This window comes from Aurantibacter sp., from assembly GCF_042094015.1.
GTDB lineage: Bacteria > Bacteroidota > Bacteroidia > Flavobacteriales > Flavobacteriaceae > Aurantibacter.
In genome coordinates, this window is sequence record NZ_JBELDZ010000070.1 from 1 (window position 1) to 12,214 (window position 12,214).

Sequence of the window (12,214 nt, forward strand, 5' to 3'; positions counted from 1 at the left end):
AAGCATTTTATTTAATATAAAAAAAGCCAAGCATAATATGCTTGGCTTTTTTATTATAAAATATGTATATTGTTAGATGTTAAAGATTAAATTATGCAAATAAATCCAACCAAATTTCTAAGTACTCTTTTTATTTTATTGTTTTTGTTTTCATGTTCTGAAAATGATAATGAAGAACTTTATGTGCCAGCTGAATCACCTGTGAATTATGATTTAGAAGCTTTTCCCTATACTAAGCTTTCAGATTATAATATGTTTGATGGAGATTTAAAAAATCAATCTCCTGTTCTAGGAGTAATACCATATCAACCTATATCTTCTTTATTTACAGATTATGCCAAAAAGAAGCGCTTTATATGGATGCCAGATAATGTTTCGGCAAATTATATTTCGGATTTTGAAGTTTTAGATTTTCCTGTAGGTACTATTATTGTTAAGACATTTTATTACGATAATGTTTTGCCAACAAATTCTACACAAATAATAGAAACAAGGCTTCTTATTAAAAAAACAACTGGATGGATTTTTTCAGAGTATGTTTGGAATAGTAGTCAAACTGAAGCATTCCTAGATAATTCAGGTAGTAACATAAATATAGAGTGGTTAGAAGAAGGAGTTGCTAAATCAAATAATTACAGAATTCCTTCAGAATCTGAGTGTTTAACTTGCCATAAAAAAAGTAACATATCAACACCAATTGGTGTAAAGCCACAAAATTTAAATTTCACATACAGTTATTCTTCTGGAACAGTAAATCAATTACAAAAATTAATTCAAGAAGGTTATTTAAATAATACGGACCTAAGCTCAATTAATTCTGTTATAGATTGGAAAGATCTAAGTCAACCATTAGAATTAAGAGCAAGATCTTATTTAGATATAAACTGTGCACATTGCCACTCGGACAATACACATTGTTCTTATAGGCCTATTAGGTTATCATTTAAAGATACAGAAACTTCAGAAGATAACATTGGAATTTGTGTAATTCCAGATGAAGATATTAATAGTACATTAACACATGTGGTTTCTCCTGGAAGACCAGAAAGATCTGTAATGTCTTTTAGAATGAATTCCATAAACGAAAGTACAAGAATGCCTTTAATAGGTAGAAATTTAGTAGATGATAAAGCTGTTACTTTAATCAATGATTGGATTGATGAATTAACTCAAGTTTGTAATTAATAATTAACACCTATTAAACTATGAAAAAAATCACATTAATAATTATTTTACTATTTGTTGTAATAGTAGAAGCACAAAACACATGTAACACAGCAGTTGCAGTCTTGTCAGGAATTACCACAGTCGCAACTATAGATGGTACAGATGGTGTAACTTTAGCTTGTTCAGGAACTGGAAATGCAACCGCTGCAGAATGGTTTACTTATACACCAACAAATAATTATACAGTTACAATTACTACAGATTTACCTATAAATACAGGACAAGACACAAGATTTCATGTGTATACTGGTTCTTGTGGTTCATTAATTTGTCATTCTGGAGATGATGACTCTGGAGCAGGATTTTTATCTACAGCAACCTTTAACGCTTTAAGTGGAGTAACTTATTATATAGCTTTTGATAATAGATGGGAATCTAACGGGTTTGATTTTCAACTAACTGAAGCTGTATATGTGCCGCCATTGGTTTCATTTATCACAACGCCAATAGCATCTACAGGAAGTTATAGAAATTGTGTTGTAGATATGAATGGTGATTATTTAGATGATATTGTAGCTGTAAGTGCAACGAATATAAATATTAACTACCAACAACCTTCAGGCGTTTTTACAGTTGAAAATTATACAACAGATAATGCAGATTATTTACCAAGCTGGAGTATAGCGGCAGGAGATATTAATGATGATGGATATAATGATTTAATGTATGGATCTGGTAGTGGAGTCACTTTCATGAAAGCAAATGGAGACGGAACAGGTTATTTAGAAGTTTCTGGTCCAGAGTATGTTTTTTCACAAAGAACAAATTTTGTAGATATTAATAACGACGGAGATTTAGATGCTTTTGTTTGTCATGATGTTGGACCTAACCAATTTTATTTAAATGATGGTTCTGGAAATTTAACACATAATCAAGGTGGTTTAGGAGACGCTCCAAGTGGTGGAAATTATGCTTCTCTATGGACAGATTATGATAATGATGGTGATATAGATTTGTTTATATCTAAATGTAATGGTGGTGGAGCAGCAGCATCTGCAAGATTTAATGAATTATTTCAGAATGATGGAAATGGGAACTATACAGACGTAAGTGTAGCCTCTGGCTTATATGATCCAATTCAAACTTGGTCATCAGCATGGGGAGATTATGATAATGATGGTTGGATGGATGTTTTTGTTGGAGCAAGTTCTTTTATAGATGGTTCTCATAAATTGATGCATAATAATCAGGATGGAACTTTTACAGATATTACTGCTGGTACAGGAATAGGTGCGTTTTTAGATACAGGAATAGAACATATAACTCATGATTTTAATAATGATGGTTATTTAGATGTTTTTTCAGCAGGAAATAAAATGCTAATTAATAATCAGGATTTAACTTTTACAGAAACAACAGTAGGGTTTTCTGTTGGAGCTGTTGGAGATTTAAATAACGATGGCTTTTTAGATGTTTTTAATTCAAATGGTAATTGGTATAGAAATGAAGGGAACTCTAACAATTGGATTAAAATAAATACAATTGGAGATATTAGTAATCCAACAGGAAGTAATTTAAATGGTATTGGAACAAGAATTGAAATTGTAAGTGCACTTGGAACTCAAATAAGAGAAGTTAGATCCGGAGACGGATTTAGACATATGAGCTCTTTAACAGCTCATTTTGGCTTAGGTTCGGACACATCAATAACTCAAATAACAATAAATTGGCCTTCAGGTATAGTAGATGTTATTAATAACCCAACAATCAATTCAACAATAAATGTAACTGAAGGACAAACCTTAAGTGTAAATGGTTTTTTATCTGAAGATATATTGATTTACCCAAACCCTTCCAAAGATTACATTTATTTTAAAAACATAGATTTACAAGAAGGAACACTGCTAATTCATAATATAAATGGTCAACGCATTTTTAATTTTAAATCAGTTGAAAACAAGGTTAATATAAGAGCCTTACAATCAGGGACATATATTTTATCGTTTCAAAAAGAACAGCGTTTATATCAAAAGAAATTTATCAAAAAATAATCAAATATGAAAACCTATATAGGTGTTTTAGGATTTGTACTTTTAATGTCTTGTGGAGCAACTAAAAATAGCTCCAATTCAAATATTCAAGAACAAAGCCTAGAATCACCAGTTGTAAAATATAATTTTAATTCTGAGAATCTTATAACTAATATTAAAACATTATCAGATGATAGTTTTACAGGAAGAAGAACAGGAACAGCTGGAGCACTAAAAACAAAAAACTATTTAATAAAAGCATTAAAAGAACAAAAGGTGTTACCTCTTTTTGAGTCTTTTGAGCAACCTTTTAGCTTTGTAGCAAGAGGCAAAGAGTATAAAGCAATAAATGTAATTGGTTTTATTAAAGGGACATCTACAGGTAAAAAAACTATTGTAATTTCTGCTCATTATGATCATGAAGGTGTAAAAAGCGGTAAAATTTATAATGGCGCAGACGATAATGCATCTGGAACATCAGCACTACTAGCTTTTGCAGAATATTTTAAAACTAATCCACCAAAAAACAATGTTATTTTAGCAGCTTTTGATGGTGAAGAATTAGGATTGCAAGGTGCTAAATATTTTGTAAACAATTTAATTATCCCAAAACAAAATATAGTTGTAAACCTTAATATGGATATGATTAGTAGAAGTGATGATAATGAGTTGTTTGCAGTTGGAACAAGATATAATGAAGCTTTTAAAAACATAGTAGAAAACCATAAACAGATTGGTGAGGTTAAGTTAATTCGTGCACATGAAGGATTGGGTTCTGGAGATAATTGGACATATTCTAGCGACCATGCAGAGTTTTTTAAAGCAGATATTCCATTTATTTACTTTGGAGTAGCAGATCATGAAGATTATCACAAACCTACAGACGATTTTGATAAAATAGACCAACTATTTTTTAAAAATGCAGTTCAAACCGTATTCAATATTTTTAAAGAAATAGATCAACTTTAAGTATTGGTTGCTTTTAAATTCTCACTCATTTTCAATGTCTCCATCATTAACTTACTATCAAAATAATTTAATAACTTTAAAAGTTAAATTATCTAAAAATAAAAAAGATTTATTAGCTCTAAGTTTAACACGATTAATGGTGTTTTTAGCCACTTGTTTAGGATTATACTTTACATATAAGACTATTACAATAGCTATTGGAATTGGTTGCGTTGGATTAATTGTGTTTTTATATTTACTACATAAATACACGACTTTAAAAACGATAAGAAATTATAATAAAGCATTATTAACTATAAATAATAACGAAATAAGGCAATCAACAGGAGATTTTCTATATAAAGAACAAGGTTTAGAGTTTCAAGATCCAAAACATGAATATTGTTTAGATATAGACTTATTTGGTAGAGGCTCTTTTTTTCAAAATTTAGACAGGTCACAAACTCTAGAAGGTAAAACCTATTTAGCAGATTTGCTTAAAGCTAATCAAATTTCTAATATAGAAATACGTCAAGAAGGAATTAAAGAATTAGCAGACAAAACTAAATTTAGACAACATTATCAAGCTACTGCAAGCCTAATAAAAGCAGAAGTTAAAATTGCTACGATTTTAAAATGGTTGACAACTTATAAACCATTTCTACCAAAATATAGTGTTGGTTTTGCTTATGGATTTTCAATTGTTTCATTGATGTTATTAGCTTTAACAATATTTAAAATTTTATCAGCAGCTTATTTTGGGTACTGGTTATTTGTAGGTTTAGCCCTATCTGGTCGTTTTGTTAAAAAAATATCTGCCTTATCAGAACATACATCTAAAATAAAAGATACATTTAAGCAGTATGCAACATTATTAGATGCTATAGAAAATGAAACATTTAGTTCAAAGGCATTAATAGAAAAGCAAGATTTAATTAATTCTGAAGAAGAAAAAGCATCAGAAATTTTCAAAACATTTTCAAAACATTTAGATGCTTTAGACAACAGAAATAATTTAATAGGCGCCATTTTTGGAAATGGATATTTTCTATTAGATATTAAAAATGCTTTTTTAATAGAAAAATGGATAAAGCAACATAAAAGTATTGTTGAAAACTGGTTTAGTGTTATTTCCTTTTTTGATGCTTATCAGAGTTTTGGGACTTATGTTTTTAATAATCAAGATTTAGTGTTTCCAAAAATATCGAATCAAAACAATACCATTAAAGCAACAAATTTAGGTCATCCATTACTACATAAAGAAAAAAGAATTTGTAGTGATGTTTTAATAGAAAACAATCAGTTTTTTATCGTTACAGGTGCAAATATGGCGGGGAAAAGTACATTTTTAAGAACCATTTCTCTGCATATTGTAATGGCAAATGTTGGTTTGCCTGTTTGTGCAACAGAAAGTTCTTATGGGCCTACAAAATTGATTACAAGTATGCGTACAACAGATAACTTAACAGATGATAGCTCTTATTTTTTTAGTGAATTAACGCGTTTAAAATTTATAGTAGATTCTATTAAGAATGAATGTTATTTTATTATTCTAGATGAAATTTTAAAAGGAACAAATAGTAAGGATAAAGCGGAAGGTTCTAAAAAGTTTGTAAAGAAACTAGTATCAAGTAACGCTAACGGAATTATTGCAACACACGATTTGAGTTTATGCGAAATTGAAGCAGAATTACCAGAGGTGAAAAATTATTATTTTGATGCTTTTATAGAAAACGATGAGTTGTCTTTTGATTATAAGTTTAAAAAAGGAGTTTGTCAAAACATGAATGCTAGTTTCTTACTTAAGAAAATGGATATAGTATAACCACTATCTAAACATAAAAAAAGCATCAAATCCTTATAAAGGTTTGATGCTTTTTTATTTTCACAAAGTGTAACTGGTTTATTTTCTTCGTTTTTTAGTTCTTTTTTTAGACTTAGGTTTTTGAGAATCTTTTTTAACCTCTTTTTTAGGATGTACTAAAGTCATTTCATCTATTAAGTGCGTTGCCCCAGCATATTTATCTACTATAAAAAGTACATATCTTACATCTACCATAATGTTACGGCAAATTTCTGGATCGTAGTTCATATCACTCATTGTTCCTTCCCAAACTCTGTCAAAATTTAAACCAACTAAATTTCCGTTAGCATCTATTGCAGGACTTCCAGAATTTCCACCAGTAGTATGATTAGTCCCTAAAAAACAAACAGGTACTTTTCCGTTTTTATCGGCATAATCTCCATAATCTTTAGCATCGTATAAGTCACGTAGTTTTTGCGGCACATCAAACTCATAATCACCAGGTACATACTTTTCAATAACACCATCTAAATAACTAACAGGTTCGTAATAAACTGCATCTCTTGGAGAATAACCTCTTACTTGTCCGTAAGTAACACGTAACGTACTATTAGCATCTGGGAAATAACGTGCATTAGGTAAAGCTTCCATTAATGCGGTCATATACTTTTTTTGTAAAGCTGTAATTGGTGCGTTTTTAGCCATATAATCAGCATTTATAGTATTGTAGAACTCAGCAATCATTGGTTTTGAATAAGCGTAAGCTGTATCGTTATTTAAAGCTTCAATAATATCTTCTTTACTACCATTTATTAGTTTTAAAGCACTATCTAAATTGGTTAAAGCAGATGTATTGTAAACTGTTGCATCTACATTTTTTGGTTGATAAAATGGCATTACGTTTTCAAAAACACCTTTATCTACAGCTGCATTATAGTTTTTATGGATATTTTTTAAAGTGTTTTCTAAACTAGCTTTAGCTTTATCAAATGTTTCTGGTCGAGCAGTAATAGTTTGTTCAAATTGGTAAGCTCTAAAAGTCATTTGCATTAACTCATTAGTCACTAAAAAGACTTCAATAAAGTTTCTTCGTTTAATATTTATAGGTCCAAAATCTTTATAAAGTTTGTCGAATTCCGGCAAAATCGCACCATACTTTTCTTCTAATCCTTTTTCTTTTAAAGCCTTAGTGAATTTAGCTTCAAATGCTTTACGTTCTGCAATAGCATTACTTTTTTGGATTCCTAAATTTTCTCCAATCCATTTTTTCCAAGCGTTTGCAATTCTAGCTTGTTTAGAAGAATATTTAATACGAACATCATCACTAGATTTCATATTAGCATCAATCACTTTTAAAGCAGCTTCTCTAATAGCAATATTTGTAGGATTGTATTCTTTAGTAATATGCTCAATTGCTGCTGCAGGTAAATATTCGTCTGTTCTTCCTGGAAAACCAAAAACCATAGTAAAATCACCTTCTTCAATACCATCTAACGAAATTGGTAAATGATGTTTTGGAATAAAAGGCACATTGTCTTTACTGTACTCTGCAGGTCTATTGTTTTTATCTGCGTAAATTCTAAACATAGAAAAATCTCCAGTATGTCTTGGAAAAACCCAATTATCTGTGTCACTTCCAAATTTACCAATACTTGTAGGCGGAGCTCCAACTAATCTAATGTCGTTGTAACGTTCTGTTACAAATAGGAAGAATTGATTACCATTGTAAAATGACTTTACTTTAGTGTCTTGCCAAGCTTCTTTAGTTACTGTTTTTTGTAAAGCATTGCTGTTTTTTGTTATAAGCGATTGTTTATCTTCTTCTGTCATAGAGTCGGAAATGCCTTCAAAAACTTTAGTAGTTACATCTTCTATTCTAACAATAAACTCAACATATAAATCTTCGTTAGGTAATTCTTCGTCTAAAGACATTGCCCAAAAACCATCTTTTAAATAATCGTTTTCAAGTGAAGAATGTGATTGTATTTCACCATAACCACAATGATGGTTAGTTAATAGTAGACCTTTGTCCGAAATAATCTCTGCAGTACAACCACCATTAAAATGAACAATAGCGTCTTTTAGACTAGAATTGTTAACATCGTAAATGTCTTTAGCAGTCATTTTGCTTCCTAAAGCAGTCATTTCTGTTTCGTTCATACCTTCCAGTAAAGAAGGAATCCACATTCCACCTTGTTGTGCGGTAGCTTGAATGGTAATAAAAAGTAAAAGGAATTTAAAAAATCTCATCGTTAAAATATTTGTTTGCTATAAAGATAAAAAACCCAATTAACAATTATATTAATTTATTACATTAGTATTAAAATTAACATCATATTAATGACTTCTTTTTTAAAAATAGCATTAGTTCAGTCAAACTTAGTTTGGGAAAACACACTACAAAATCGTCTTAATTTTACAGCTAAAATTGAATCACTTTCCGGTAAAGCAGATCTTGTAGTTTTACCAGAGCTGTTTACTTCTGGATTTACTATGCAACCAGAAAATATTGCAGAAACAATGAATGGGGAAACCATAAATTGGTTAAAAGAATTAACAAAAAAATTCAACTTGGCAATAACCGGAAGTTTGGTTATTAAAATTGACAATACATATAGGAATAGATTAATATTTGTAAAACCAAGTGGTGATTTACAGTTTTACGATAAAAGTCACAGTTTTTCTTTAGCAGGAGAAGACAAAGTTTATACTTCTGGGAATAAAAAGTTAATTATAGATTATAAAGGCTTTAAAATCTGCCCTTTAATTTGCTACGATTTACGTTTTCCAGTTTTTTCAAGAAATAAAGAGAATTACGATGTTTTACTTTATGTAGCCAATTGGCCTAAACAACGAATTGAAGCCTGGAAAACACTTTTAAAAGCTCGTGCAATAGAAAACATGAGTTATTGTGTTGGTGTAAATAGAGTAGGATTAGATGCTAATAATTATGAGTATTCTGGAGATTCTGCTGCTTATAATGTTTTAGGTGAAAAAGAATCTAATTTAGAAGCTTATAAAGAAGGAATAGATATAATAGCTATATCTAAAAACCATATAAGAGAAGCAAGACAAAAATTAAGTTTTCTAAACGATATGGATAATTTTGAGTTACGTTTAGATTAATCTAGAGTGAATTCAATAATTTCATCCCAATTTGCTCTAACTTCTATTTCTTTTTTAGCGTAACTTACGCGTTCTGGCTGTTCTTGTTTTAAATAATTACCGGTATCGTAAATACCATTTTTATTAGTGTCAAAAAGCACTCTTAAATAATAAATTCCTGGATCAGTATTAAGGAACTCGATAGGTTGTTTTTTATTTTTGATATAATGGCTGTATTTAACAACATTATCTTTATCTACTAGTTGTACAAACAAGGGAAAGGTTGCATTTTTTAAATCTACTTTTTTATTTCCATAACTAGAAAGTTTTCTTGTAGAAACTTTAAACTGTAATGTGTCGTTAGTGTTTCCAAAAAAATCTGTTAACGCTTTAGGTAATAAATCTAAGGTGTATTTGTTGTCTTCGGTTTTGTTAAAAGTAAAATCATAGGTATTTTCCAACTTGTTTAACTTTACTTTATAATCAACTTTTATAGAATCTTTATCTATTAATTTAATAAAGCGTTTTTTTATTGAAGTTAATGGGATATTTGCATTTAATCTAAAGGATTCATCTAAACCAATTTTTCCTTTATTCAAACTTATTATTTTTAAACTATCACGTCTATTGTCTTTAAGTCTAACTGTAAATGTGTCTATTTGTTTAGAATTAGACACATTAAAAATTAAAGAATCTTGTTCTAATTTAGGTTTGTAAAAGTAATTTAAACTATCAGTTTCAAATTGTTTAATTGTTACAGATTTAAAATCTTTTGGTGTTTCAGAAAGGTTTTCAATTTTAAAATTAGTGTAGTCTCCCTCAAAACCAAATGCTATTTTTTCTCCAGAAACTAGCCTTGGTTTTAAAGCTTTATCATCAATTGTTTCTTTAAATAATTTAATGTCGTAAAACGCAGAGTCTTGTCCTACGGTAATAAAATCTTCAACAAATCCAATCTTGTCGGTTTTTTGTTGGAATTTTTGATCTTCGTTATCATCTTTAATTGCAACTAACTTATAAGTACCAGCTTTTACGTTTTCTAATGTAAAATTAGTGGTGCTGTCTTGTGTATTAGTCATATACCTAGGCTTTTTTAAATAGACCACAGAATCTGTATATGTGCTATCTCTTTCGTATAAATTAACTATTACAAAAGATTCTATTTTCCTATCTAAAGCTTCACTAATTTTTCCGTGCACCTTTAAGGAATCTATATAGGTTCCTGTAGAAAACACATATTTAAAAAACGGAAAAGGATTTTCTTCATTATTATCTACAATGCTATTTCCAAAATTAAAACTATAGGTTGTGTTTTTTTCTAACTTACTTTTTAGTTTAATTTTAATGTATTTATTTGCTGTACTTAAAGGTGTTATTTCTGGCTCAATTTCCATTGGTGGAGAAATAATTAATTGTTTACTAAGGTTTTTAATTTTAACGTATTCATCAAAGTAAATTCTTATTTCTTCACCTGTAAAATTTAGACTAAAATTTTCCGGCTCAGATTTTATTATTTTTGGTGGCAAAACATCTTTATCGCCACCAGATGGGTTTCCTCTATTGGCACAATTTAAAGTAATAACAAGAATAATTACTAAAAATAGAGTATTATAAATACGTGTTTTCATAAACCTAAACTAAATTCTAAAACAAAGAAACAACTTATTTAGCTTTTAACGAAAAACAACTTATGCTATTGCCATAACCGCAATACTAATTTTAATATTTTGTGCTTTGTTTAGTTCCGTAATACAGTTTTCTAAAGTCGAGCCAGTAGTTATAATGTCGTCTACCAATAAAATGTGTTTACCTTTAATAAGGTCTAAGTTTTGCGTAGTAAACAATTCCTCTTTTAATTGCCAACGTTCTAAACGTGTTTTTTTAACTTGAGAAGATGTATTTATTGTTTTTACAAGTACATTTTCTAAATAATTGCATTTTAAATGATTAGCAATTGATTTCCCAAAACCTTCAACTTGATTGTAGCCTCTTTTTTTTAATTTTTTATAATGTAGTGGAACAGGAATAACTACATCTATAGCCTCATAAGCTTTACAGTTAGATAATTCTGAACCTAACCAATTACCAAGAAAATTACTTATTTCTGGTTGGTTTTTATATTTTAACTGATGTATTAATTGTTGAACAATACTTTTCTTTTCAAAATAAAATAATGAAGTAGCATTTACTATTTCTGCTCTACCATATAATGCTTTATGCACTAAATTAATTGTCTTATTATAATGAAAATTAGTAACAGGTAAATGGTGCCTGCAATTTGTACAAATAGTAAGTTCGTTATCTAAAAGTGGTTGAATACAAGCTAAGCAAACTTCTGGAAAAAATAAATTAAAAAGCGCTTTAAGCATATATTTCTATTGAAGAGTTTCTTCAATTTACTAAAAAAAAGATAAATGTGTTTTTAGCGACATAATTATTAAACATTTTAAGTTTAGATTTTAAACGTTTATCATTCTAAAAAAGAACATTAATAAAAATGGTTTTTATATTTTTGCAATATGGCAAATCAAGACGATCAATTTAAAAAAGTAATCTCTCACGCAAAAGAGTATGGTTATATTTTTCAAAGTAGTGAAATTTACGATGGATTAAGTGCGGTATACGATTACGCACAAAATGGAGTAGAATTAAAAAAGAATATTCGCGATTATTGGTGGAAAGCAATGGTGCAATTAAACGATAATATTGTCGGTTTAGATTCATCTATTTTTATGCATCCAAAAACGTGGAAAGCTTCTGGACATGTAGATGCGTTTTCGGATCCTTTAATAGATAATAAAGATTCTAAAAAACGTTACAGAGCAGATGTTTTGGTAGAAGACTACTGTGCTAAAATTGAAGGTAAAATTGAAAAAGAAGTTAAAAAAGCGGAGAAACGTTTTGGAGACGCTTTTAATAAAGAAGAATTTGTAGCAACTAACGGAAGAGTTAAAGGTTATCAAGATAAAATTGATGCTATTTTAAAGCGCCTAGGCGAGTCTTTAACTAATGAAGATTTAGCAGGTGTAAAAGCTTTAATAGAAGAATTAGAAATTGCTTGTCCGCTTTCTGGAAGTAAAAACTGGACAGATGTTAAGCAGTTTAACTTAATGTTTGGAACTAAATTAGGTGCAAGTGCAGAATCTGCAATGGACTTATA

Annotated in this window: 8 protein-coding genes and 1 pseudogene; 6 read left to right on the top strand and 3 right to left on the bottom strand. The window is 29.3% G+C overall.

Going from position 1 to position 12,214, the window contains the following annotated elements:
- The first annotated feature begins 93 nt into the window (after positions 1-93).
- From ACFDSN_RS09775 to ACFDSN_RS09790, 4 genes are read left to right on the top strand one after another with little or no spacing between them, the layout of a single operon-like run.
- Positions 94-1,185 (top strand): hypothetical protein, encoded by a 1,092-nt coding sequence (locus tag ACFDSN_RS09775; RefSeq protein ID WP_375239668.1) that lies wholly within the window; start codon positions 94-96, stop codon positions 1,183-1,185.
- A gap of 20 nt (positions 1,186-1,205) precedes the next feature.
- The gene (locus ACFDSN_RS09780; protein WP_375239669.1) at positions 1,206-3,218 is read left to right on the top strand and encodes an FG-GAP-like repeat-containing protein; all 2,013 of its coding nucleotides are present in this window, start codon (positions 1,206-1,208) and stop codon (positions 3,216-3,218) included.
- Between the two features lie 6 nt (positions 3,219-3,224).
- A complete protein-coding gene (locus tag ACFDSN_RS09785; RefSeq protein ID WP_375239670.1) occupies positions 3,225-4,166 on the top strand; it encodes a M28 family peptidase in 942 nt (313 codons plus the stop codon).
- A 34-nt stretch (positions 4,167-4,200) separates the two neighbouring features.
- Positions 4,201-5,970 carry a DNA mismatch repair protein MutS gene (locus ACFDSN_RS09790; protein WP_375239671.1) on the top strand — a complete coding sequence of 590 codons (1,770 nt, stop codon included), beginning with the start codon at positions 4,201-4,203 and terminating at the stop codon, positions 5,968-5,970.
- Positions 5,971-6,048: 78 nt separating this feature from the next.
- Here ACFDSN_RS09790 and ACFDSN_RS09795 read toward each other — a convergent pair whose 3' ends face one another.
- Positions 6,049-8,199: a S46 family peptidase gene (locus tag ACFDSN_RS09795; protein ID WP_375239672.1), complete on the bottom strand. Its 2,151-nt coding sequence runs from the start codon at positions 8,197-8,199 to the stop codon at positions 6,049-6,051.
- Positions 8,200-8,289: 90 nt separating this feature from the next.
- Between ACFDSN_RS09795 and ACFDSN_RS09800 the strand changes: the two genes are divergently transcribed.
- Positions 8,290-9,075 (top strand): nitrilase family protein, encoded by a 786-nt coding sequence (locus tag ACFDSN_RS09800; RefSeq protein ID WP_375239673.1) that lies wholly within the window; start codon positions 8,290-8,292, stop codon positions 9,073-9,075.
- Here ACFDSN_RS09800 and ACFDSN_RS09805 read toward each other — a convergent pair.
- Together ACFDSN_RS09805 and ACFDSN_RS09810 are read right to left on the bottom strand one after the other, a co-directional pair.
- Positions 9,072-10,682: an Ig-like domain-containing protein gene (locus ACFDSN_RS09805; protein WP_375239674.1), complete on the bottom strand. Its 1,611-nt coding sequence runs from the start codon at positions 10,680-10,682 to the stop codon at positions 9,072-9,074. The two genes, ACFDSN_RS09800 and ACFDSN_RS09805, sit on opposite strands and share 4 nt — an antisense overlap.
- Positions 10,683-10,742: 60 nt before the next feature.
- On the bottom strand, positions 10,743-11,423 hold the full coding sequence (locus ACFDSN_RS09810; RefSeq protein ID WP_375239675.1) for a ComF family protein: 681 nt from the start codon (positions 11,421-11,423) through the stop codon (positions 10,743-10,745).
- A gap of 150 nt (positions 11,424-11,573) precedes the next feature.
- Between ACFDSN_RS09810 and ACFDSN_RS09815 the strand changes: the two are divergent.
- Positions 11,574-12,214, top strand: a pseudogene (locus ACFDSN_RS09815) (glycine--tRNA ligase); the annotation flags it as partial.

Coding starts and splice junctions, on each gene's coding strand:
- ACFDSN_RS09775 (WP_375239668.1), top strand. CDS start 94: ATGCAAATAAATCCAACCAAATTTCTAAGTACTCTTTTTATTTTATTG.
- ACFDSN_RS09780 (WP_375239669.1), top strand. CDS start 1,206: ATGAAAAAAATCACATTAATAATTATTTTACTATTTGTTGTAATAGTA.
- ACFDSN_RS09785 (WP_375239670.1), top strand. CDS start 3,225: ATGAAAACCTATATAGGTGTTTTAGGATTTGTACTTTTAATGTCTTGT.
- ACFDSN_RS09790 (WP_375239671.1), top strand. CDS start 4,201: ATGTCTCCATCATTAACTTACTATCAAAATAATTTAATAACTTTAAAA.
- ACFDSN_RS09795 (WP_375239672.1), bottom strand. CDS start 8,199: ATGAGATTTTTTAAATTCCTTTTACTTTTTATTACCATTCAAGCTACC.
- ACFDSN_RS09800 (WP_375239673.1), top strand. CDS start 8,290: ATGACTTCTTTTTTAAAAATAGCATTAGTTCAGTCAAACTTAGTTTGG.
- ACFDSN_RS09805 (WP_375239674.1), bottom strand. CDS start 10,682: ATGAAAACACGTATTTATAATACTCTATTTTTAGTAATTATTCTTGTT.
- ACFDSN_RS09810 (WP_375239675.1), bottom strand. CDS start 11,423: ATGCTTAAAGCGCTTTTTAATTTATTTTTTCCAGAAGTTTGCTTAGCT.